This window comes from Anaerocolumna xylanovorans DSM 12503, assembly GCF_900143645.1.
Lineage (GTDB): Bacteria > Bacillota > Clostridia > Lachnospirales > Lachnospiraceae > Anaerocolumna > Anaerocolumna xylanovorans.
Genome location: NZ_FRFD01000015.1, coordinates 38,499 through 63,239 on the forward strand (window position 1 = coordinate 38,499; position 24,741 = coordinate 63,239).

A 24,741-nucleotide genomic window follows, 5' to 3' on the forward strand; every position below is an offset into this window, starting at 1 on the left:
AAGCTTTGCTTTTATTAACCCTGTACTTTTTAAAACTCAAACATTTCATCTGTAATGCCTGTCTCATTGTTGAGCAATTCCGTCAATCTAACATTATGGTTTTCAATTATTTTTTCAATGATATCCATATACTTGTCTATTATTATATTTGCAGTTTCCTGCTTGAACAGCTGGGTGGAATATGAAAATGCTATTATTATTTTATTTTTTTCATGAATCACGTTAATTAAGAAATTAAATTTAGAAACCGGATACTCCGGATAAATGACTCTGGTTTCTATTCCCTCCATGTCAATTATATCAAGGCCCATAGTATACGTGAAACAGGTTTGAAAGATGCTATTTGCAGTGCCAGCTTGGTTATCCATTTTTTCTATTAGTTTTTCAAACAGATAGTCCTGGTTGTCATATGCTTCAAGGGTTCTTTGTTTTATCCTGCTGAATAAATCACTCACATTGCTTTCTTGTATATCTATTTTTACCGGCAGCATATTAACAAAATATCCAACTATATTTTGCAGGTCAAAGTGAGTTCTTGCAGCGACTGGTATACCGATTACAAACTCTGCATTATCTGTAATTGAATAAAGTAAAATTCCATATGCAGATAGCAAGAGCGTAAACAAGGTCAAGTCCTGTTCTTTTGCTATCAAGGCAAGCTTTTCTACCTGTTCTTTCGTCAGTTCTTTGTTAATCGTTTTTCCTTCAAATGTCATAAAAGCAGGATGCTTATAATCCAGAGGGATTTCCAACTTTGGTATCCCATTTTTAAACGTATCTATCCAGTAGGCTTCCTGTTTTTTCATTTTCCCTTCACTATCCATATTGTTTTGCCACTCTGAAAAGTCCCTATATTGATATTTGACTTCCGGCAGCTCCCTGCCATTGTATAATTCTGTAATTTCCTGCATAATTAGCTTAAATGATTCACCATCCGTAACAATATGATGGATATCAATTAAGAAATAACAGTGGTCTTGCAATACATATGCCAGCTGTGCTCTAATGAGCGGCCCCTTTTCTAAATCGAATGGATGGATAAAATTTTGAATTAAACTTTCAATCGACTCAAACTCCGTACAGATGTCAAAGGGAAGGATGACATCATCAAGAATCTTTTGTACCACTTCACCCTGATGCATAACAAATACGGTACGTAACGCCTCATGACGGTTAACTACCGCCTGCAATGCCTCCTTTAATTTTCTGTAATCGACCTTTCCTCTCATCTCAATAATAATAGGACAATTATTTGTTATACCCATCCGATCCATTTGCTGTGTTAAATACATTCTCTTTTGCGCAGATGATAAAGTATAATACTCTTTTTGTATGGATTTTCCGATAGAAGTATATGTACTACGTGTGACAGATTTTATATACCCCGCTATACTGCGCACATCTGCTTTCTGGTAAAATACCCCCCAGGGTATTTCACAATGAAATTCTTTTTCAACCATAGTTAATAAGGAGGTCATATTTAGTGAATGTCCTCCAACATCAAAAAAGTTGTCTGTAACTCCGACATCATCTCGTTTTAAAACCTCCTGCCAAATTTTGAGCAGCTTTATTTCCATTTCATCTTGGGAGCTTATTTGTGCTGCCGTCAATACAGGTTCACACAGTGTAAGCAACTTTTTCTTATCCACTTTACCATTTGCGGTTATCGGAATATCATCAATGGCAATAAACCTCTCCGGTATCATATAATAGGGTAATTCCTTCTTTAAATTTTCCAGAAGACCATCTATCTGATACCCTTCTTCTAAAACAACAAAGCTTACAAGCTGTTTATTTTCTTCTTCGCCATTAACTGCCACTACCGCGGTATCAACGCCCTTCTGATTGCTGATGTTACTTTCGATTTCTCCCAGTTCTACGCGAAATCCTCTTATCTTGACCTGATCATCTATTCTTCCTATATATTCAACAATTCCGTTTTCACCAAATCTTCCCAAATCTCCTGTACGGTACATTTTATACCCGGTATAGAATGAATCCTCAAGGAATCTTTTTTTATTTTCATTTTCCATATTTACATAGCCTTCAGCCACTCCGTCTCCCGATATATAAATTTCACCGGGCAATCCGACAGGAAGTAATTTCTTTTCTTTATCCAATATGTAAATTCTGGTATTCGGTAAGGGTTTTCCAATGGGCACAACCTTATTCGTAATCTGATTTATATCATCAATACGGTATATTGTTGAATCCACACAACATTCCGTAGGTCCATATACATTAAATATCACCGGCGAATTCACATTATATGTCTGCAGGAATTCCTTTACCAGATTACTCCTTAGTGCTTCTCCGCCTACAAGTAAGTACTCCGGCCCAATTTCCCTGATATTATCAATATTGCCATCGATAAGTATTCTTAAATGGGACGGCGTCATATCTAAAACATTAAATTTCTTTTCTCTTATATACTGAAGATAGCTGCGTCCATTTTTCTTTATTTCATCCGGTATAATATGCAGTGTATGCCCTAACAATAAAGCCGCATAAATTTGCTGAACAGATGCATCAAATAAAACAGAAGCTGTTAAACCTACATTCACAGATTCCGTCAAATTACAGTAAACCTCCTGGTATAGTCCATTAATTAAGTTTATGATACTGGAGTGCTTGATTTTAACTCCTTTAGGCTTGCCTGTCGAACCGGAGGTATATAAAATATATGCCAAAGAATCTCTGGTTTGCTTAATTTTAATTTCAACTCTGCCCTTATCTGATTTTAATAATGTATCCATATTCAGCTGGGGTATATCTACTTCAACCATAGCCTTATCTTCCGCAATAATACATTTCATGTTGCTGTCTTCAATAATAAACTGCCTTCGGTTTTGAGGATGAGCACTATCCAGTGACAAATAAGCTGCCCCGCTTCTTAAAATCCCTAAAAGAGAAATAATATACTTTTCATTCCGGCCGGTCATGATGCCCACTACATCTCCATTTTTTATACCCACTTCTGACAAGCTATCTGCAATTAATCCCGACCTATACCATAATTCTTCATAACTTATAACAATATCCTTGAAAACAACAGCACTCTTGTCCTTCTCTTCCAGGCAGTGTCTTTCTATTATGTCCTGGAGACTTACAAAAGCATTTTTTTCTATTTTATGATTAAATTTATTTAATATTGTTTCCTTATCATATTGACCAATTACTTCAATTTCTTTCAGCAGCGTATCAGGTGACTTGTTTAGCTCGCAAATGATTTTACAAAGATTATTATTCAGCCTGTCAATCTCCTGTTCGGAAAACGCACTTATTTTGTAATCATAAAATATGCCTATTTCATCTGTCCTGTCTAATATATGTATATTCAAATCTGATTCTGTGAAGTTGTTAAAAAACCATTGGAAATTAATATGTTTATCAATCCCTATTATTTTATCTGGCTGATAAGAAAGCAGAACATGAAAAAGTTTCGTTTCATTATATTCCTGGTTTACGTGGCTTAATAATTTTCGATATGGGTATTTTTGATGCCAAAAATACATTTTTTTGATTTTATTAATGTAATCTATATATTCAGAAATTGAATAATTATAATTTATATCAAGATTAATAGGGATTACATTAATAAACAAACCTGCCGTTTTCATATATTCTTTAGATCTGTTCAATGCTGTAGTACCAATATTAACACCGGTGCAATAATTATTGATATAACCTAAATAAAAGCCCAGAGCTGCTAAGAATACGTCATATATACTGCAGGAACACTTACTTGTCACACTTTCAATGGCTTCTTTCACATCTTGATCCATTGCAAAGCATTTTCTTTTCCCCAGAGCATCTAATACTCTGACCTTGTTTTGTGATATTTTAACAATATCCGGCTTTACTTTATAAATACTTTCCCAAAACGCCTTATCGCCCAGATACTTTTTAGAAGCCAAATATTTCTCTTCTCCCTTTACAAAAGAATAAAAGTCCTTTTTTTCTTCAATAAAGCCGCTATCAAGTATTGAAACAATGTCCTTATAGATAAGATAGGAAGACATGGCATCACATATGATATGATGTATACACGCCAGAATATAATCTTTTCCTTCTCTTGTTATTAATGCGCAGCGCCATAATTCACTATTATAAATATCAAATGGCCTGCTTAAAAATTCATTGAATTCACTTTGCTCTATCGTGTTTATATTGCATTGAGTATAAGAGTGCTCTTCCTCTATTATTTGATAATATTCGTTATCCTCTTTTATTATCCGGCTTCTGAACATGGAATTTTGGGCAAGATATATATTAATTGCTTCTTGTATATCAGATATCTCATGACTACGTTCAACTTCAAAACATATGTTACAAATTGATGTGTTTGGAAAACTCTCATGCAATTCAATAATATTACGCTGTGCGTATGTTAATTTGTTCTTTATCATTTGGACCTCTTTCCTGAACAGCAAAATTGATTGGATATTGGTTCAATAGCAGATGTAACTTTTATTCCTTGACTTAACTCCTTTTGTGGATATTATCTGGTATATTCTTCCTTCCCTTCTCTGTGATTACCAAAAAGACAGCTCTAAGCATTACCGCATCTGTCAATTAATTTGCATATATCATCTACTGTTCTGAACTTTTGATAGTCCAAATAATCATCATCAATTTTTATATTGAATCTTTTTTCTAAATTTACAATCAACGTTATAAAACTAATCGAATCAAAACCATACTTGTCCAATTCATCTGCTTCCGGAATTTCATCCATATTGCGCTCTGCACACAAATCTGCAATAATTTTTAACACTTCATTTTTATTCATTTTTCAACCTATCCCCTCTGCATATCGCAAGTTTACTTGCGATACTGCCCAAATAATAAATTTGTAAAACGCTTAATGGTAACTGAAAAAATATTGTGAGTTCTGTGATTTATAGCGGAGGAATACACCGAAAACTTTTGATATGCTATCAAAAACTATTAGAAATGAAAAAATATGACAGAAGAGTTTCTGTCGAACACCAATGTCAATAGGGCCTCTTAACAGTAATTATTTAAAAGATTGATGAATTATCTTTAATATCACCTGTAATTTCAGATTCTCAATCATTTGTTCTTCTATCTTTTCATTAGTATTTCGGCAAAATTCCCTCCTAAAATTGTTAGTGAAGTTTTTTGTTCTATTGCCCATGTCTAAAACTGCTGTCCAGATGGAATTTCAAAATATTTACACTTCTATAATTATATATTATATACATATTTATTCATTATTTTCCATGGTTATTTTTACCATATATTGAGTCCATAGTTTGTTGAATTTTTTGTTTTTTCATACTCACCTCGGCTTTTCTATTATATTCATTATATTATTATATGCAGTGCGGTACAAAAAACAGGAACCAGACTCCATCTGAATCTGATTCCTTCTGCATTTCCCTGAATAGCTAAATTTATTTTCAAGCATATCCTTATCTTTTAATATCATAGTCTTAGCCCACAAACATTTGAACCCAGTAATACTTATAACCCGTTTTATCTGTCTCATCCTTTGCAATGATACAGCCTACGATCATGGACTTGTAATCAGCATGTATCATATTCTCGTAGTGCTCGGGAGAATTCTTCCATGCCTCCATTACTGCGTCCACACTGGTATATCCTGCTGCAAGGTTTTCTCCTAGATGGCTGTACTGCATCCCGTTTTCTGCCAATAAATTAAAACACGAATCTCCATTTGGCCTGGTGTGACTATATTTTCGAACTAAATCTGTCGCTCTTGTTTCTGCTATGGAGAACAGTTTTTTATTCCATTCTAATTTATTCAAACCAAGGGAAGCTCTTAATTCGTTAACCTTCAAAAATGCATCATAGGAAGCGGCTTCGTCAAAGTATCCGAATACCGTGGCCATTTTTCCCACACCAGTAGATACGGTATACTCTTTATATTTATATGTCTTATCTTCATTGCCGGCAACCGGGCTGTTAACATCTTCACTTTTAACCATCTTTTCCGGTGTATTTACATCCAAGCCTTCAATTGTATCATCTATGAAGTCATAATAGTAATTCTCATCTTCGTATATAACTTTAAATCCTTCCTTTGTATACTTCTGAAGGATACTTTTCTCATTAAGAAGATAATAACCTTCTTCACCATCAAAATAAACCGTGATATCTTCATCGGATCTATTAATCAAATTCTTTCTGATATTACTGCTGTTACGCCCGCTTATCATCATGTCAAGTTTTTTCGATATGATGATGCTGTCAAGACTGCCGTCTATTTTAATATCATTCCAACTAGTATTGCCATGAGATCCTTCTTTCTGATCGTAGTTTATTTTTTTTACCCTTGCACCGACTACTATTGTCATCCCCTGAAGGTTTCCGGTAACAGTTATCGTATCCGTATTTCCATATTGGGTAAATTCACCCTCATACATATTTTTAATCCATATATTTTTCCAATTTGCATAGTTTTTAATGCTGGGCATGCAATTGTCTATTTCTAAAGAAGCAATTGACTGAAGGTCACCCTTTGGCAATACGATACCCTTCTGTGGATTATATATAACTAAGGCAATTTTTCCCGATCTGTGATATTTTTTAATGTTTTCTATGGCTTTCGTTGCTTGTGCGGTTGTTTTTACAATGATATTACAGCTATTAAATTTCCCGTTGTTTACTAATGTGGTCTTGTCCTGATATACTACCAGATTCTTATTATAATCCTTTTTTCCTATTTTGAATGTGGTATCCTTACCTGGTTGGATAATTATCTCTCCGACCTGTTCATTCTGTAAGGCAGATGCCAGTTCTGCCTGGGTTGTAACCGTCTTTGTTCTGCTGGCTGCGTTCATTTGCAGGGTATTAAAATTCAATACTGTTAAAGTCAATATGAGTGCTATAACAACTTTCTTATAAATGCTTTTTATCATTCGTATTTCCCCCTTTTGTCATAAGGTAACCCCTCTTATTCTCCGGCAAAGTTTTTCTTCCTTTTATTTTCTTCAAATATCCTTCCCGGAAAGAGCTCTTACTTCTTCGTATTCTCTACTATGCCTTCCGAGGATAATTCTGTTCGCCTTTTAAAAGTACGGGTCACCCTGGATATAGTAGGATATCAGACCTTAAATGTATTATAGTGACTTCACATTACAGTACAATCATTTAAACTTTTAACCCACGAACCATTTACTGAAACTGTGCAAGTATCTTACCGTCAGAATCAGCAACATACCAGGTGACACTAACACATCTGCCTCTCCATCCATAGCTGGTATCACTATAATCCATACATGTCACAGGAATCAGCAGATAATCACCATATTTTTTTACACATGCACTATAGTTAAATTTCTCTTTTTGTTTGTAAGAAAGACTTATAAACGACTTGACCAAATTATTCTTGTTGGTTCCAGATGTAAAGCGGGATACCGTAATCAATTCTTTACCGTCCGCTTTTGCACAATAGGTTTTATCTCCCAGAATATTGAAGGATTCTGTACCAGTGGTTTTGTATATATAAGAAGAGGTTTTACTGGTCTTTGTATTGTATCGATAACGTTTCTCGCTGCTATCGGTTCCGTTATAGAAGATACTGCTATCATTATGATATATCTGTTCCTCATATAACTGCTTTGCGATAATAGATTTCTTATTGGTACCGGAATCTAATTTTTTCAATGTTCCGTACCAATAGCTGCCGGAACCCTCATGTGTACCATATTGATAATAAATATCTCCGTTTATTTTAACAAGATCGGACACCGTCAGAGATGTCCGCTCCGTTCCATCCAACGCAATCTTGTCTGTGGTCAAAACAGCCAGCTTTGTCTGCTTCGGCATCAGTTTGTATAATGTTAGTTTCGAAGAGGCTTCATTAAATTGAGTAAAATACAATGTGTTATCCAAGTTTTTCACAAAGCTGAAGGTCATGTTACCGGTATAAATCAAAGTGGCTTTCTTGCTGTCATAATCTCTTTTATATAGCTTACTTTTTTCACCCTTAATAACGGTATAGTAAATACTGCTGTCGTCAAGACATATGAGGTAGCCGTTGCAAATAGTTTTTTTGTCTTTGGCATCAATGGAAACCGAATAAGTCTGATAGGCTTCTTTTTCCCGTTCATAGCTGGTATAATACAGAGTATCATTATGAAGCATCATACCTAAAATATCATTCTTTGACGATAAAATTTTGGTTTTCTTACCCGTGGCAACCTCCAGCCGGTAGATGTCATATGAATTCTTATCGCCTTCTACCGTCTGAATATAATAGATATTTCCTCTGTCTTCCAACATGGAAGAATATTCGTAAACCGTTGCGTTAGTGGCTGCACTGGTAATAAGGATATTCTGAGGCAGCAGAAAGATAGTTATGAAAAAGACTAAAATAAAGCTGAGTATTCTTTTTGTTATTGTGTCCATTGCATTCTCCTTATTTTCAAATAGTTTATATTATTAACAGATCCCGTGTTTTCCTACAATTCCACTCTGCCCTCTAATGCTCTTAACAAAGTCACCTCGTCTATATATTCCAAGTCTCCCCCAACCGGTACACCACTGGCTATACGGCTTACCTTAATGCCGGTAGGCTTAATCAGCTTACTGATGTACATAGCGGTAGTTTCCCCTTCCAGACTGGAATTGGTGGCAATAATGACCTCTTTGATGTCTCCTTCCAGTCTTACAATCAGCTCTTTGAGCTTAATTTCATCCGGACCGATGCCAAGCATAGGAGAAATTGCCCCGTGAAGGACATGGTATACTCCATCATATCTTCCGGTCTTCTCATAGGCTGCTAAGTCTCTTGGGTTTTCAACTACCATAATAGTGTGGTGATCCCTTTTCTCACTGGCACATATGGGACAGTGCTCACTGTCTGTCAGGGTATAACATTCCTTGCAATACCTTACATTGGCCTTAGCAGAGGTTATGGCCTGGGACAGGTTGTTTACCTGCTCCTGGGGCATATTTATAATGTAAAAAGCAAGCCTTTGAGCTGTTTTTGCTCCGATTCCCGGCAGCCTGGATAATTCCTCAATTAATTTGCTGATTTGACTGCTGTAATAATTCATATATCCTCTTTCTTAAGATTTCTCTTGTTCTTTTGCAATAGCTCCCATGGCATAAATCGTCTGCTTGCAGATGATTTACTGCCTCAAATCAGGGTGTGAAATGTTTTTTATTTCACACTAACACCCGTGCATTTCGCAAGTTCACTTGCGAAACTGCCCAAATAGAAAGTGAAAAATGCTTTCTATTTTTCACACTTAATCTGCATGCTATTACCATCATACTTGATTATTTTTCTGTTTTCAAGAATAACTTTAGTCGCAGTATATATCCAGCAGTATAAATCCAGCAGTATATATACTGCTGGATTTATACAAAGGAAAAGGCTGTCTTAGGGAGGCCTGGCAGGCAATACATCTGCACTGCAAGTCAATCCTTCCTGTAACAGCCGTCTTTTCTTTTATAATACTATTTTATAGTTCCATTTATCTTCCGGACAGGAAGTCTGACTTTACCACATTTCTATGTTTGCAGGCTATTTACTATTTACCCCTTAGAAAGGAAGACCTCCAAGTCCTCCTAATCCCCCTGTAATCTGTCCCATTACGGACTGGGATTCCTCTTCCATCTTGCGAAGAGCTTCGTTGGCTGCTGCCATAATAAGATCCTGAAGCATCTCAACATCATCGGGATCTACTACTTCTTTGGATAAAGTTACACCAGTGATTTCCTTTTTCCCGGATACCTTTACAGTTACCGCTCCGCCGCCGGCAGATGCTTCCCATTCTTTTTCCTCTATCTCCTTGGTCTTTTCCTCCATCTGCTTTTGCATTCTCTGAGCCTGTTTCATCAGATTATTCATATTGCCGGGCATTGCTCCTCCCGGGAATCCTCCGCGTTTTGCCATACTATCATTCTCCTTATCTTTAATCTTCATATTCTATATCAATATTTTTTATAATCCTTCGTAAGTCAAAGGTTTCTTCTGCCGTATCTTTATCAGCAGTTATCAGCTTGACCGTAACCTCTACTTCCTTGGGAACAAATCTCGCTATGGCACTTTTCAACTCCTGCATATGTGCTTCTTTCGTAAGGGCCTCAAGGTCCCATTCATCAGTCACTACTAAAAGAAGCGTATTGTTATTGCCTATACTCGGTCTTGCATTTCCCAGTGAAACCTTTGTGATACCGGTGGTTGCGGCTACTATATTACTCCAGTTCTTTGCTGCCAGTTTTAAGTCTTCGGGGACTGCTTTGGGCAGCTCTATGGGTTTTTCTTCCCTTTTTACCGGTTCTCCTTTGATGGCTGCTTTCTCACTTACCGTTACGGTAACGCCATTTTCAAGCTTTGCCTCCAGCTGCCTTATCCGCTCCAAGATATCCTCATAGCTCTTTTCCATCTGAGGTCTGCATAATTTAATCAATGCCACCTCTACCATAACTCTCTTCTGGGAAGCATAACGTATCTGATTGGATAAGTCGGAAAATATCCGAATAAAGCGTATCAGGGTATCTGTACTCCACTCCTTGGCCTGCTCTTCTAACAGGGCGAGATTTTCTGTGGATACTTCTACGGCTTCACTTGCATTCTCTGAAGTCTTTACCAAAAGAAGATTTCTTAAATACCAGGTAAAATCCACTGTGAATTGGGTAAGCTCTCTTCCGCTTATGATAAGCTCCTCCAGTATACCCATACACTCTCCTACATCATTTTGCGAGATTGCCTTTAAAAGCCTTGCAAAAACTTCAATATCAACTGCTCCAAGTACCTCTAGTACCTTATCATAAGTCAGCTGCTGCCCGTAATAAAAAGCAATGCACTGGTCTAACAGGCTTAGGGCATCTCTTAAGGAACCGTCTCCCATTCTTGCAATGTAACGGATGGCTTTCTCCTCTGCCTCCACCCCTTCTGCTTTGATAAGCTCTTTTAGCCTGTCTGAAATGGTGTCAATGGTTATTCTTTTAAAATCATATCTCTGGCATCTTGACAGAATGGTAATTGGAATCTTATGGGCTTCCGTAGTAGCCAGTATAAAGATGACATAGGATGGCGGCTCTTCCAGGGTTTTTAAAAGTGCATTGAATGCTCCTGTGGAAAGCATATGGACCTCATCTATGATATAGACCTTAAAACGCCCTTCTGTGGGTGAATACCTTACTTCCTCCACAATCTCCCTGATATTGTCCACCCCGTTATTGGAAGCCGCGTCTATTTCAATTACGTTCATAGATGCACCGCTTTGAATAGAACGACAGGTTTCGCATTCGTTGCAGGGATTACCGTCTATGGGGTGTTCACAGTTTACAGCCTTGCCAAGAATCTTTGCAATGGTTGTCTTACCGGTTCCTCTGGTTCCGCAAAATAAATAGGCATGCCCTATCCGGCCTGATTTTATCTGATTTTTCAGAGTTGTAACGATGTGATCCTGACCCTTTACATCATGAAAATCTGTGGGACGGAATTTTCTGTACAGCGCTGTATATGACATGCTTACACTTCCTCTTTTATAGGTTTCTAGCTCCTATGGCATGCCGCATCTGCTTGCAGATGTGGTACTGCTACCAATTTGCTCTTACCTTACTTCTTATCTATTTTACCAATGCTTAGAATAGTTGTCAAAGTATTCTTATTCTTTCCCGAAAGATGTGCTGTTCACAAGATAATTCTTCTCTCTTAGGACCCGCTCAATTTGATCCAGCACTTCCTCTGAATCGGCCTCAACTGTATGTAAATGGGTTCCGTTGGTCAAGTCCATCAAGGGTACGGTCTTCCTTGTTTTTACCTTCTCTATAAAGTCTGCAACATCCTTGCGGTTTTTGATGATCAGGTCAACGGATATCTCACCATATAGGTCATGCATAACGATAACATCTAATACCTTACCCCCGTTATCCACTATGGTATTAAGCTCATCCTCTATCTCCTCTGCGGTATGCCTTGTAATAAAGCACCGGTTTACCTTCTGTTTATCCTGCTTGTAGATAAGATATCCCTTCGTTGTAGATATGATGTTCTTATTAACTGCCCTTAAAAGTGCAATGTCCTGCACAATAACCTGGCGGCTGACTCCCAGCTTTTTGGACAGCTCTGTGCCGGATACCGGTTCCTTTGCTTCTTCCAGTATCCTGGTAAGCTTATTTCTTCTATCCTGCCCCTCCATATAAACACCTCTCTTTTTTATAATAATAACCCTCTTTGCCTCTTTCTATATTGTATTATAAGAAAAGGATAAAAGCAACGGCAAACACAGTGCGAAACCCAGCGGGCAGGGCTGCTGCAAAGTTATTTTAGAGCAGCCCCATTAGCCGTCACTTAGAATTCCTTTATGCTGTTTCCGCCGATTTCAGTCGGTTTATCAATTGGAATTGGATCCTGATAAGAAGGATATTCCTCTCCTTTTGGGATATTATCTATATTGTCATAACCGGGCTCCGGTATGAAGGAGGGATTAATAACCGGAAATTCTTCCCTTTTAGAAGGCATCCCCGATTCCTCTTTCTTGTCAAATTCACTCATAATAATTCTCCTTTTTATTATAGGTTTTCCTTTTTCTTTGGTTTTATGTGCCAAAAAATAAAGGATTTCAAAAATCAGACAGACATGGTATACTTGAAACTAATCTATATTTTCACACTAACAGCCATGCCTTCCTCAGTACACCTCAAGTTTGTGCCAAGGATTTCGCAGGCATAAACTTGTGTGTGAATTATGCTTTTCAATAATTCACACTAACACCCATGCATTTCGCAAGATTACTTGCGGAACTGCCTAAATCAAAAGTGAAAAATGTATTCTATTTTTCACACTACATATTCAGGAATATCATAACTTTTATCCGATATTCACGAAAGGGGTTTCTATGTTTCGTTTATGGGCAAAAATATTTAAAGAAAACCGGATGATATCTGATATGGTCATCATAAATGAAGATCTCAGCCTAAACCGTACCAGAAAGGTTTTCACTGCGGTGGATGAAATATGCCATCATTTTGATTTATCCAAACCGATATGGCTGGATTCTACAATAGCTGATTTTAAAAAGCATGATAAGGCCAGATTTTATCAGGACAATTTCATTGAACCGATTGACTTTGATTATCTTGAGATTCATGTAATAGAGGAAGATTAACAGCAAAGAGAGGAGTTATTATGCTTTCTGAAACACCTTTTAAGCTTAAGCCCATCAGAGGATGGACATCTTATATTTTTATTATTTTATTTCTTGCCCTGTTTCTTATTCTTGGCATAAAGACCTATGCAAAAAGCGGTACAGATGCTTCTGTACTGTTAAACAGAAAGTCTCTGGATGCCTTAACAGCCGGCACTGTTATCACTCCTTCCAAAGTAGAAGGCGGCTTGAATGCCTGCTTCTATGGAACGAAAATAAATACCGTAATTAAAAAAAGAATCACAGGTAAATCTTATAAGGAAAATGATAAGATCACCCTTTCCGACTTACGGTATATCAGAGTCCTGTATTATGGATTTGATAAGAAAACACATATAGGCGAATTAATTGTAAATAAGAAAATCGCAAAGGATGTTTCCTCCATCTTTAAAGATCTTTATAAAGCCAAGTATCCAATCGGTAAGATGGTATTAATTGATGAATATAATGCGGATGATGAGGCTTCTATGAAAGATAACAATACCTCCGCCTTTAATTACCGTACCATCGCAGGTTCCGATACCTTGTCAAAGCATGCAATGGGTCTGGCAATTGATGTCAATCCCCTCTATAACCCCTGCGTCGAGAAAATAAACGGTAAGGCAGTGGTTTCTCCGGCAGAGGGAAAAAAATATGCCAACAGAAGCCTTCAAAATGCTTATTATATCCGAAAAAAGGATGTCTGCTATCAGTCCTTTATAAAAAGAGGCTTTACCTGGGGCGGCTCCTGGTCCTCTCTTAAGGATTATCAGCATTTCCAGAAAAGTGTTAAGTAACGGTCAATAACTCTTACAAACTAAATAAGGTATGGCATGTGAACTGACCCCCATAAGTTGGATTTTAGTTCTAACTCAAGGGGGTCAGTTCAGTTAAACAGCATGCCATACCTTATTATTTTAACTGTAATATATTGTTATAGATTCTTAAATGCGTTTTTGTCTCTCAAGCTTACAGTCTCTTTAAGAGTTCTTCCCTTTGCTTCTCAAAGCCAGGCTTACCAAGCAAGGCAAACATGTTCTTCTTATAGCTTTCAACACCCGGTTGGTCAAAAGGATTTACTCCTAAGAGATATCCGCTGATTCCGCAGGCAAATTCAAAGAAATAGAACAGCTCTCCTAGGGATTCCTCGCTCTGTTCAGGAAGGTTCACAATTAAGTTAGGAACATTTCCATCCGTATGAGCTAAAAGGGTACCCTTCATTGCGCTCTTATTAATAAAATCAACGCTTTTTCCTGCCAGATAGTTCAGTCCGTCTAAGTCTACCTCTTCTTCCTCTAAGAAAATCTCATGGGAAGGCTTCTCCAGATTGATGATTGTTTCAAACATCGTTCTCTGTCCGTCCTGGATGAACTGGCCCATGGAATGAAGGTCCGTGGTCAAATCCACTGCTGCAGGGAAGATACCCTTCTGGTCCTTTCCTTCGCTTTCTCCAAAGAGCTGCTTCCACCATTCTGATACATAGTGCAGGAAGGGTTCATAATTGGCAAGGATTTCGACGCTCTTGCCTTTTCTAAGAAGGATATTACGGATAGCCGCATAAAGCATCGCATCATTGGAGGCAAAGGGCTGGTTTAAGCATCTTTCTCTCATGGCTGCCGCACCTTCCATAAGCTTTGCAATATCGGCACCGCTTGCGGCAATGGGTAAGAGGCCTACTGCTGTTAATACAGAAAAACGTCCTCCGATATCATCGGGAACCACAAAGCTTTCATAGCCTTCCTCAGTTGCAAGGTTCTTTAAGGCGCCTCTTGCCTTATCGGTAGTGGCATAGATACGCTTTGCTGCTTCTGCTTTTCCGTACTTCTCTATCAGAAGCTTTTTAAATACTCGGAATGCGATAGCAGGTTCTGTGGTTGTCCCGGATTTGCTGATAATATTGATGGAAAAATTCCTGTTTCCGATTACTTCAATCAGATTGCTGATATAAGTACTGCTGATATTATTTCCCACATAATAGATTTCCGGAGTTTTTCTGATTTCTTTGGATACCGAATTATAAAAGCTGTGTCTTAAAAACTCAATGGCTGCACGCGCACCAAGGTAAGAACCGCCTATGCCAATTACCAGTAAAACTTCAGAATCACTCTGGATTTTCTTTGCCGCTTCGTTGATTCTTGCAAATTCCTCTTTATCATAATTTACCGGAAGGTCAATCCAACCTAAGAAGTCATTGCCGGCGCCGGTTTTATTTAACAAGGTCTCTTTTGCACCTTCTACGGCCTTTGCAATCATTTCTATCTCCGTATCAGCGATAAAGCTCTTTGCTGCTGAATAGTTAAATGTTACTTTTCCACTCATTTTTTTCACTCCTTTTTGTAATGTTAAGGATAATATTTACCTTTTCGCTCGCTCTTATTTTATCAGAGTAAAGAGTGTTATTCAATATGCATTTTCCATAGAATAATGAGAAATCAGCAAAAAGGCACTGTTATTATTTCAGGCGAATATCAATAAACGCTTAAAATATAACAGTGCCTTTTACTTTATGCAAATAAATCTTTTAAAATATCCTCTATAATCTTTTCTTCCTCTTCCGAGGTTGGCTTTATGATTTCATATTCTTTGGCTCTATAGCTTCTTCCGTCCTCAAGAGCGGCGGCGGTCCTGTCATCCCGATAAGTGATGTCCGGCGTTGCCGTAACCTGCCTTGCTTTGATATCCCTTACCTTTGCTGTTCTGACCCCGGCAGGCTTAACCTCTGTGATATTTGTTCCAAGGGTCTTAATTACTTTGTCTTTTTCTTCCTGCACATTTACTTCCTTTACTCCCTCTAATTCCGCTGCTTTTGCCTCTTTTATCTTCTTTGGCTCTGCTGTCTTATCCGCAGATTCCTTTACTTCTTCCTTACTGGAATTATTCTCTGTTTTTACTTCTACGCCCCTTCTGCCCTGTATTTCTTTTAATAGATTCTCCTTCTTCTCCTGTGCGGTTGTCCTGGAACCATGCCCCTTCTGCTTCTTCTCCAGATTTAATACCTTCTTTATCTCTTTCTGCTGCTGCTTTTCTTCTTTTTTACGCTGCTCATTTTCTAATGCCTCTGCCTTAAGCCTGGCTGCCTCCTGCTTCTTGGCCTCCTTTTGTCTTCTGGCATTCAACTCTCTTTCTTTCTTTTCCGTCTGCTTTGCTTCCTTTAGAGCATCTCTTTGTTTCTGGGCATCTGTCCTTTTCTGCAATTTTAACAGCTTTTTATTTTCCTTCTTTTTTAGTGCTTCATCCTTTTTCCTTGCCTTCTGGCTCATCTTTTCAAGACGTTTGGCTTCTCTGCTCTTATTCTTCTTTTTCTTATGAAACGGCTTACTTATCTCCGTCTCCTTAAATTCCTTTGATACTGCCAGATAGGCGGAAGGCTGATATGCTTTTTTGTATTGTTCCATTAATTCCGGTTGACTTTCTTCCTGTACCAGTCTGACCTTTAGTACATTCTCCAGATAATCTTTCATATTAAGCCGTATCATTTCCTTTTTTCCGGCAGGATTTACAATCCCCTCAAAAAATATCAACAATCCGCAAGACAGAATACCCACAGTAAATGTGCCTAATATCTGCTCTTTTCCACATTCATAAATAAGCCCCAAAATAGTACTTATTGCACCTACCAAGAGGGACAAGACCAGGACTTGTCCACATAGGGTCTCCCATGTGGACAAAAAAATTCCACAGAATTTATAGTAAAAAAAGTGTTTATCCACAAAGATATCCACATTATTCACACCCAGCTTGAGTTTATAGTATGCTTCAAATTTTTTCTTCATATTTTTGGCCAGTTTATTTTTTGAGGTACTCATGGATTCCGAAGCCCTTAGCAGCCTGGCATATAGCACCTGCACCACAAGCTTCATTAGAATACCGCAGCCTGTCAGCGCCAGCAATATGTAAATAAAAACATGATTATCAAATAAAGTTCGAATCACAAAATTTCCCCGCCTTTCCATTTATTAACATTTATTATACTGGATAATAATTGCTTTGAAAAGGCGGGGAAGGCAGGTTTTCATTGACAAGGAAAGCCTCTCTTTGGTAAAAAGCATAAAGTTTCCCGAAAAAATTTATGGAATTCCCTTGGATTTTATTTTAATAAGGCAGTTCCTGTCATCCTTTGTATATCAAAACTGGACAAGCCTTTTTCTATAGGGCTTTCAGTAAAGTCTTCACAAGCTTTACCGTATGCTCTATGGCCTTTGCTTCAAAAGCCCCATAATCCATATGGGCACTATCATCGGCCTTATCGGAAATAGCACGGATAATCAGGAAAGGAATTTTATTCAGATGTGCTGTCTGGGCAATAGCACCTCCCTCCATCTCTGTACACAGTCCATGAAAATGCTCTTTAATCCATATTTTCTTTTCCCGATCACTGATAAACTGATCTCCGCTTACTATTCTTCCCGGGAAAACTCCGATATCAGGATTCACTTCTTTGCATACTTTTACTGCCAGAGCTGTAAGGGTATCCTCTGTCTTAAACACAGAGGTCTTCATTCTGGGTATCACGCCGTAATCATAGCCAAAGCCTGTCGCATCTACATCATGCTGGAGGGCATCCTCTGAAATTACCATATCTCCAATATTTATCTCTGCCTTTAGGGAACCGGCAACACCGGTATTAATTACTACGTCCACGCCGTAATCATCAATCAGAATCTGCGTACAAACTGCAGCATTAACCTTTCCGATACCCGAACGCACCACCACGCAGGGTCTTCCTTCAAGAGTACCTTCCAGAAATTCCATTCCTGCCTTTTCCTTTCTGCTGACTCCCTCCATCTTCTCCTTTAACTGGTTTACCTCTTCTTCCATTGCTCCGATAATGCCTGTCTTTTTCATTCCATGTACCAATCCCTTAGCTAATCCTTAGGGCATCCTTTCTATCATAGTCTTCTGTTATAAAATCTTCCAAAATAGCTCTAATTAAAATTATTATATAGGACAATACACTCTCCTGCAAGCTGTAAAGTTTTTTCCAAAGCAAATGTGCAGGAATTGTTACTTGCACTGACTTAAAAAGATGCTATAATAAGTAGGAAAAGTTATTTTATTGAAAGGATTGGTATACATATGATATATAAACCTAAAGGCGTATGTTGCAGTGAAATAGATATCGAAGTGGAAGAGGATATTATCAAAAAAGTAATATTTCACGGAGGATGTTCAGGAAATGCATCCGGCCTGTCTAAACTGATCGCAGGGATGAAGGTAGAGGATGTAATTGAAAAGCTGGAAGGAACAAAATGCGGACGTAAGGCCACCTCATGTCCCGATCAGCTGTCAAAGGCATTAAAAGAATGGAGGAAGTAGAAATGAAGCGCATTGTCTTAACCGGAGGCGGTACGGCAGGACATGTTACACCAAATATTGCTCTTATGCCGGCACTAAAAGAAGCAGGTTACGAGGTTCATTATATCGGGTCCCATCGGGGAATTGAGCGTTCTCTGATTGAGGAACTTAAGATTCCCTATTATGGAATTTCCTCCGGAAAGTTAAGACGCTATTTTGATCCAAAGAATTTCAGTGATCCCTTTAAGGTAGCAAAGGGTTACTTTGAAGCCTTAAAGCTAATGAAACAGTTAAAGCCCGATGTGGTATTTTCAAAAGGCGGCTTTGTTTCCGTTCCTGTTGTATTTGCCGCTAAGAAAAGAAAGATTCCGGTCATTATACATGAGTCTGATATTACACCGGGATTAGCCAATAAACTTAGTATTTCTTCTGCCAGTAAGGTATGTGCAAACTTTCCGGAAACAGTCAAATATCTTCCCGAGGGAAAAGCAATTCTTACCGGGACACCCATCCGCCAGGAGCTCTTTGCAGGCAATAAGCTGTTAGGCCTTGATTTCTGCGGATTCACCAGTGAAAAACCTGTTCTTTTAGTAGTCGGGGGAAGTACCGGATCCGCAGCTGTGAATGAAGCCGTACGGCAGGCCTTACCGGAGCTGTTAAAAAAATACCAGGTTATCCACCTGTGCGGTAAAGACAAAACAGATGCCGCCTTAAACGGGACAAAAGGATACATTCAATTTGAGTATATCAGGAAGGAATTAAGTGATTTACTATCTGCTGCTGATGTTGTAATCTCCAGAGCCGGTGCCAATGCTATCTGTGAACTGCTTGCACTTAGAAAACCTCATGTACTGATTCCCCTTTCCGCCGCTTCCAGCAGAGGTGATCAGATACTAAATGCCGAATCTTTTAAAAAGCAAGGTTTCAGCTATGTAATAAAAGAAGAAGAGCTTACTACGGATGCCTTGTTAAAGGGTATAGAAGAAGTGTATACGAAACGGAACGATTATATCAAATCCATGAGCCAAAGTAAGCTCAACGATTCCATTGATACTATCGTGAAATTAATTAAAGAATTTACAAAGTAAGAAAGTATTGTCATAAAATCAAGGGGCTGTTGTATCAATCCAAAATACAGCAGCCCCTTCTTCACATATATCTGCTTATCACTTTAAAGTTCACTTACCTTTTTTGTCAGCGTTTCTGCTAATTTTTGCATCTCGCCTTCTCTGTACTCTCCGGGGGTCCAGGTAAGCTTTACCGTATCATCTTCATATCTGGGAATGACGTGGACATGAAAATGAAATACAGTCTGTCCTGCTGTCTTACCATTATTCTGAAGAATATTGATTCCATCACAGTTAAGCTCTTCCTTAAGAGCTCCCGCAATCTTCTTTGCAACCGTAAAAATATGGGCTGCTTCTTCCTCCGGCAATTCAAAGATATCCCTGCTGTGATTTTTAGGTATCAGTACCGTATGCCCTTTTGCAGAGGGCGCAATATCCAGTATGGCTATCACTTTTTCATCCTCATATATTGTGGCTGAAGGAATTTCGTGTCCAATAATACTACAAAATACACAATTATTAATCATAATTCTCTCTCCTTTTCCTTTCTTCCTACAGTTGTAGGCTCAAAATGCGTGTAATCATTGATTTTACAGGGAATTTCTATGCATTAACTGTCGTTTCCTGTAAATTAGATTTTATTGTAAAAAAAAACATATTCTGATAATATAATCTCAGGAGGTGGACAATATGTTATTTTCCAACGAAGAACAACATAAATTACAGGATTTAATGAGTTCCAATGAAGATTTTGCTTATTTTATGACCAAAAGCCTTGATGGGTGTAAAAGCATCTCCTCACAGATATGTCACGAACTGCGCAACCCCCTGACACTGATAAAAAGCACTTCCCAGCTTATTGAAACAAGCAGTCCGGAAGTAAAAAATATCAAATACTGGGAGCAGTTAAAAGATGATATCCATGAATTAGAGCTTTTATTGGAGGATTTTAGTACATATAATCACAGCAATACCGTGAATCGGCAAAATCAAAATATTCTTCTACTATTAAAGTCCATTCTAGCCAGTTTTCAGGCTGCTGCCAGTCAGAAAGGTGTGGAAATATCTCTTTCCATTGATAATGAAGATATCCCTTGCTACACCTTATATTCTTTCGACCGCATTAAAATGAAACAGGTAATTACCAATATTCTTAAAAATGCCTTGGAAGCTACTGAAAAGGGCAATTGCATCCACATTGCCTGTAAGGCAGAAGACCCATCCAATCTTCTGATTACCATAAGCAATAATGGCAACCCAATTCCAGAGGATATCCTCCCCACCATATTTACTCCTTTTGTTACATATAAAGCGAACGGTACCGGGTTAGGCCTGGCTATTTCATCCAATATAATCACTGCCCACGGCGGTACCCTGACCGTAACGTCTAAAAGGGAAGAAACCTCCTTTTTAATCAGCCTTCCCTTGTAAGAGAGTAACTCCATGTATGATAAATAAATCTCCCTTAAGATTTATTTATCATGGAGAATGAATGTACTTTATCCACTTTGTCTCAAAGGATTACCTGCCTCGGTAATCCTTTGACTCCCTTTTCAGATTTTCTTAAAGGGAAATGCCTCATCAAAAGAACGAAGCAGGCTGAAATTTCCTTTAGCCGTTAATTCTCCTGACATAAATGCCATCTGCATGGTAATATTCCCGGATAATACTCTTTCCATAACAGAAAAGGACATTTTAACTTCTACATCTGCATTGCCTGTTCCTTTGCCATAGAAGCAGTTAAGCTTTCCTTTCGAAATTTCTGCTATGATGGTTTTATCTGAATCGGTAAATCCGATTTCATATACGGCTTCCAAATCCTTTATGCTACGGTAATTTTCAATAATCTTAGGAAGAATATCTTCACCTTCTTCTTCCTTGCTGGTTAACATTCCTTTGAATATCTGCGCTAATTCTTCAATATCTTCCTTTTGTTTCTTTACATAAGTATCATCCGATACGTACATGGAAAGCTGCTCGCTCTCCTGTGGAGTAAGATCATTAATACTGCCCTTTAACAATTGCTTCTTCATATAGAAATTACTGCCCGGCAACATTTTTGCTTTTTGATTGACCGCTTTATAAAGCCGCTCGGCATATTTCTCTATCATAAGGCCGTAGGTCTGATTGGTCTCAAAATCAACGCGGTCCTCTACATATGCCCTTATTCCGTCCAGTGCAATGCCTCCCAATATCTCCCATGAGCGCACCAGATAGCTTTCTGCTTCTCTTTCTCCTCCTGCAATGGCCATAACTACCGGCAGCATATAAAGCTTTCCGATATGTTCCTTATCGGCATACAGCCAGCAGGCATCTAAGAACTGCTGCATAAATCCGCCGATTCCAAGCCATTCCACATTTACTGCAAGAATAATACCGTCCGCTTCTTTTAAAGTCTTGGGAAGCATGGCAATTCCATTCTTCTCTTCGTAGAGATTATATCTGGTTACATTAACTCTAAGTTCTTCCAATACCTCGGTTAATTTGTGGATCACATATATGGTAGGGTCTTCAATCAACCCTCTCCCTCCATAATAGATATTAATCTTCATAATTACCTCCCATCCCTATGTGGCTTTTCTTTTGTCTTCTATATATAACTGCTGCAAGGATAAACCCGCTTATCAGCCCCCCGATATGGGCAGCATTATCGACTCCCTGACTGGTCAGGCCTCCATACAAACTGAATATCACAAACAGGACAAGCTGTGCGGTACTGATGTTTTCAAGCCTTCCCCTGTTAGCGATAACGATATATGCCATTGCACCTACCACCCCAAAGATAGCTCCTGAGGCACCGATTGATATAATGTTGTTATATTCTATCATATTGTGAAGAATAGAGGCACCCCCGGCTAAAATCCCGGCACCTAAGTACACTATTAAGTATTTCCACCTTCCTATGGCCCTTTCCAGATTATCTCCGATAAACAGCAGTACTATCATGTTATTTGTCAAATGATCTGTTCCCGAATGCAAAAACATATAGGTAGCCAAGCGGTAATATTCTCCGTTCTCTAATATGTCCCGCCAGGAAAGAGCCCCTTTCGTTACCAAAATATCCTCTGTTCTTACAGGCAATAAAGTATTGATAACAAGAAACACCAAAATATTCAAAAGAACAATGCTTGTGTTAACCGGAGAAAAGTACCTCGAAAGTGTACTCTTCTTCGTAGGCCTTATAGCTTCATAAGGCATATTTTCCTCTTCATTTTCTGCATAGGGGAGGTACTCCTTTAATAAGAAATCCTCCATCGCTCTTCTTATACCGATAAAATCATATCTTTGGTTTTCGTAGATAATCAGCCGGAAGCTCCCTGTATCAATTATCCAGGATTCTGCTTCCTTCTCTGTAATCCGGCTGGCTGCGCTTGTATTTTCTGTCACCAGAATGGTATGGATATATATTCTTTTGGTACTGTTCCTTACCAGGCTCTCATAAATCTGCCTTTTGATATTCTGGTATTGCTGGGCAGTAAATTCAGACCCCATAGGACAATCAAGGACTAAAAGCGCATAGTAACCCTCCTCTCTATCCTGATAATAGAGAGAGATTCTTTCTGCATTCACAGCAATCGGTCTTAAATTTTTTTCTACAAGGAAATTTTTAATATCATCAATTATCATGTTAACCTCTTTCGTGAATATCAAATCTTTGATTTAATATCCATTAACCGGTAGTTGAAAATTTTATTTTCAACTTAAGTCCCATATTATTCTTCTTCCCAGCCAAAAGACCTTCTTACGGCCCTGTTCCAGCCATGAAGCTTACTCTTTCTGATATCTTCCTCCATATCCGGTGAAAATACTCTGGATGCTTCACCGTGCTGTTTAATCTCTTCTTTATCCTGCCAGTATCCGGCTGCCAGACCAGCAAGGTAGGCTGCTCCCATTGCCGTTGTTTCCACGCAGGAGGGCCTTGACACTTCTATGCCAAGAAGATCCGCCTGAAACTGCATCAGAAAATTATTGGAGGAAGCTCCCCCGTCTGCCTTTACGCCTTTAATCTCTACTTTAGCATCCTGCTCCATTGCCTTTAACACCTCATAGGTCTGATAAGCGATGGACTCTAAGGTAGCTCTGATTAAATGATTCTTATGAAAACCTCTCGTAATCCCCACAATAGTTCCTCTGGCATATTGATCCCAATAAGGTGCTCCAAGCCCTGAAAAAGCCGGAACTACATAAACACCGTTTGTATCTTTCACTGCCAGGGCAGCTTCTTCTGTCTCTGAAGCATTTCTGATTATCTGCAGTTCATCCCTTAGCCACTGTACGGCTGCTCCTGCAACAAATACACTTCCTTCTAAAGCGTACTGGATTTCTCCTTTTTCCGAAGCAGCAATAGTCGTAAGCAATCCATTATTAGAAACTATCGGCACATTCCCGGTATTCATTAAAAGAAAGCATCCTGTACCATAGGTATTCTTAACGTCACCTTTCTCAAAGCAGCACTGCCCAAAAAGCGCCGCCTGCTGGTCCCCTGCTACCCCGCAGATTGGAATCCTTCCGCCAAGAAGTCCTTTTTCCGTATAGCCAAACACATGGCTGGAGGGTTTTACTTCCGGAAGAATTGACTTTGGGATATCAAGTGCCGCAAGGATTTCATCATCCCATTTTAGTTTATTAATATCATATAACATGGTTCTGGAAGCATTGGTATAATCTGTAGCAAATACTTTGCCGCCTGTTAGCTTCCACATAAGCCAGGTGTCTACCGTACCAAAGAGAATATTGCCCTTTTCTGCCTCTTCTCTTACTCCTTTGACATTGTCAAGAATCCACTTAATCTTGGTAGCAGAAAAATAAGCATCCGGAATAAGCCCGGTGCGTATTCTTATCACCTGGTCTAATCCGCCTGCTTTTATTGCCTGCACCATATCCGAAGTTCTTCTGCACTGCCATACAATGGCATTATAAACCGGTTCCCCTGTGTGCTTATTCCATAGAATGGTTGTTTCTCTCTGGTTTGTTATCCCAATGGCAGCAATATCTTCTGCTTCTACTCCCAGCTTTGCCATAGCTTCCGTTGCCACGCTTATCTGGGAGGACCAGATTTCCTTAGGGTCCTGCTCCACCCAGCCCGCCACCGGGTATATCTGACCAAATTCCTTTTGTGCCTTGCTTGCGGCTTGTCCCTGCTTGTTGAAAAGAATACATCTTGAACTGGTCGTCCCCTGATCAAGAGCCATGATATAATTCTTCATACATCCTCCAAAAAAGACAACTGTATAACAGTCTTA

General features: G+C 38.7%; 21 protein-coding genes. 5 read left to right on the forward strand and 16 right to left on the reverse strand.

Features of this window, described 5'->3' with window-relative positions; translation table 11 throughout:
* Positions 1-29: 29 nt before the first annotated feature.
* From BUF11_RS21470 to BUF11_RS21510, 9 genes are all read right to left on the reverse strand, one after another.
* Positions 30-4,409, reverse strand: coding sequence for a non-ribosomal peptide synthetase (locus BUF11_RS21470; protein ID WP_073590938.1), 4,380 nt, complete (start codon positions 4,407-4,409; stop codon positions 30-32).
* A gap of 143 nt (positions 4,410-4,552) precedes the next feature.
* Positions 4,553-4,792 (reverse strand): acyl carrier protein, encoded by a 240-nt coding sequence (locus BUF11_RS21475; protein WP_073590939.1) that lies wholly within the window; start codon positions 4,790-4,792, stop codon positions 4,553-4,555.
* Positions 4,793-5,459: 667 nt separating this feature from the next.
* Positions 5,460-6,908, reverse strand: coding sequence for a CAP domain-containing protein (locus BUF11_RS21480; RefSeq protein ID WP_073590940.1), 1,449 nt, complete (start codon positions 6,906-6,908; stop codon positions 5,460-5,462).
* 256 nt (positions 6,909-7,164) lie between these two features.
* A complete protein-coding gene (locus BUF11_RS21485) occupies positions 7,165-8,400 on the reverse strand; it encodes a DUF5050 domain-containing protein (protein ID WP_073590941.1) in 1,236 nt (411 codons plus the stop codon).
* A 53-nt stretch (positions 8,401-8,453) separates the two neighbouring features.
* A complete protein-coding gene (recR, locus tag BUF11_RS21490; RefSeq protein ID WP_073590942.1) occupies positions 8,454-9,050 on the reverse strand; it encodes a recombination mediator RecR in 597 nt (198 codons plus the stop codon).
* 491 nt (positions 9,051-9,541) lie between these two features.
* Positions 9,542-9,895: a YbaB/EbfC family nucleoid-associated protein gene (locus tag BUF11_RS21495; RefSeq protein ID WP_073590943.1), complete on the reverse strand. Its 354-nt coding sequence runs from the start codon at positions 9,893-9,895 to the stop codon at positions 9,542-9,544.
* Positions 9,896-9,914: 19 nt separating this feature from the next.
* The gene (dnaX, locus tag BUF11_RS21500) at positions 9,915-11,477 is read right to left on the reverse strand and encodes a DNA polymerase III subunit gamma/tau (RefSeq protein WP_073590944.1); all 1,563 of its coding nucleotides are present in this window, start codon (positions 11,475-11,477) and stop codon (positions 9,915-9,917) included.
* A 138-nt stretch (positions 11,478-11,615) separates the two neighbouring features.
* Positions 11,616-12,149, reverse strand: a complete 534-nt coding sequence (locus tag BUF11_RS21505) for a transcription repressor NadR (RefSeq protein ID WP_073590945.1) — start codon at positions 12,147-12,149, stop codon at positions 11,616-11,618.
* Positions 12,150-12,301: 152 nt separating this feature from the next.
* Positions 12,302-12,505, reverse strand: coding sequence for a hypothetical protein (locus tag BUF11_RS21510; protein ID WP_073590946.1), 204 nt, complete (start codon positions 12,503-12,505; stop codon positions 12,302-12,304).
* Positions 12,506-12,848: 343 nt separating this feature from the next.
* On the opposite strand from BUF11_RS21510, the gene BUF11_RS21515 reads away from it, so the two are divergent.
* On the forward strand, positions 12,849-13,118 hold the full coding sequence (locus BUF11_RS21515) for a hypothetical protein (protein ID WP_073590947.1): 270 nt from the start codon (positions 12,849-12,851) through the stop codon (positions 13,116-13,118).
* 20 nt (positions 13,119-13,138) lie between these two features.
* The gene (locus tag BUF11_RS21520) at positions 13,139-13,933 is read left to right on the forward strand and encodes a M15 family metallopeptidase (protein WP_084558811.1); all 795 of its coding nucleotides are present in this window, start codon (positions 13,139-13,141) and stop codon (positions 13,931-13,933) included.
* Positions 13,934-14,105: 172 nt separating this feature from the next.
* On the opposite strand, the gene BUF11_RS21525 is transcribed toward BUF11_RS21520, so the two are convergent.
* From BUF11_RS21525 to BUF11_RS21535, 3 genes are all read right to left on the reverse strand, one after another.
* A complete protein-coding gene (locus tag BUF11_RS21525) occupies positions 14,106-15,455 on the reverse strand; it encodes a glucose-6-phosphate isomerase (RefSeq protein ID WP_073590948.1) in 1,350 nt (449 codons plus the stop codon).
* Positions 15,456-15,640: 185 nt separating this feature from the next.
* The gene (locus BUF11_RS21530; protein WP_073590949.1) at positions 15,641-17,068 is read right to left on the reverse strand and encodes a hypothetical protein; all 1,428 of its coding nucleotides are present in this window, start codon (positions 17,066-17,068) and stop codon (positions 15,641-15,643) included.
* A 214-nt stretch (positions 17,069-17,282) separates the two neighbouring features.
* The gene (locus BUF11_RS21535; RefSeq protein WP_073590950.1) at positions 17,283-17,981 is read right to left on the reverse strand and encodes a 5'-methylthioadenosine/adenosylhomocysteine nucleosidase; all 699 of its coding nucleotides are present in this window, start codon (positions 17,979-17,981) and stop codon (positions 17,283-17,285) included.
* 231 nt (positions 17,982-18,212) lie between these two features.
* Here BUF11_RS21535 and BUF11_RS21540 point away from each other — a divergent pair, with 231 nt between their 5' ends.
* Positions 18,213-18,452 (forward strand): TIGR03905 family TSCPD domain-containing protein, encoded by a 240-nt coding sequence (locus BUF11_RS21540; protein WP_073590951.1) that lies wholly within the window; start codon positions 18,213-18,215, stop codon positions 18,450-18,452.
* Positions 18,453-18,454: 2 nt separating this feature from the next.
* A complete protein-coding gene (locus BUF11_RS21545; RefSeq protein WP_073590952.1) occupies positions 18,455-19,519 on the forward strand; it encodes an undecaprenyldiphospho-muramoylpentapeptide beta-N-acetylglucosaminyltransferase in 1,065 nt (354 codons plus the stop codon).
* 83 nt (positions 19,520-19,602) lie between these two features.
* Here BUF11_RS21545 and BUF11_RS21550 read toward each other — a convergent pair whose 3' ends face one another.
* The gene (locus BUF11_RS21550) at positions 19,603-20,025 is read right to left on the reverse strand and encodes an HIT family protein (RefSeq protein WP_330393923.1); all 423 of its coding nucleotides are present in this window, start codon (positions 20,023-20,025) and stop codon (positions 19,603-19,605) included.
* A gap of 163 nt (positions 20,026-20,188) precedes the next feature.
* Here BUF11_RS21550 and BUF11_RS21555 point away from each other — a divergent pair, with 163 nt between their 5' ends.
* Positions 20,189-20,929: a sensor histidine kinase gene (locus tag BUF11_RS21555; protein ID WP_073590953.1), complete on the forward strand. Its 741-nt coding sequence runs from the start codon at positions 20,189-20,191 to the stop codon at positions 20,927-20,929.
* Positions 20,930-21,051: 122 nt separating this feature from the next.
* On the opposite strand, the gene BUF11_RS21560 is transcribed toward BUF11_RS21555, so the two are convergent.
* From BUF11_RS21560 to glpK, 3 genes are all read right to left on the reverse strand, one after another.
* Positions 21,052-22,050 (reverse strand): SCP2 sterol-binding domain-containing protein, encoded by a 999-nt coding sequence (locus BUF11_RS21560; protein ID WP_073590954.1) that lies wholly within the window; start codon positions 22,048-22,050, stop codon positions 21,052-21,054.
* On the reverse strand, positions 22,040-23,125 hold the full coding sequence (locus BUF11_RS24870) for a rhomboid family intramembrane serine protease (RefSeq protein WP_242952437.1): 1,086 nt from the start codon (positions 23,123-23,125) through the stop codon (positions 22,040-22,042). The genes BUF11_RS21560 and BUF11_RS24870 overlap by 11 nt, the downstream gene beginning before the upstream one ends.
* An 86-nt stretch (positions 23,126-23,211) precedes the next feature.
* On the reverse strand, positions 23,212-24,705 hold the full coding sequence (glpK, locus tag BUF11_RS21570; protein ID WP_073590955.1) for a glycerol kinase GlpK: 1,494 nt from the start codon (positions 24,703-24,705) through the stop codon (positions 23,212-23,214).
* Positions 24,706-24,741 lie beyond the last annotated feature (36 nt).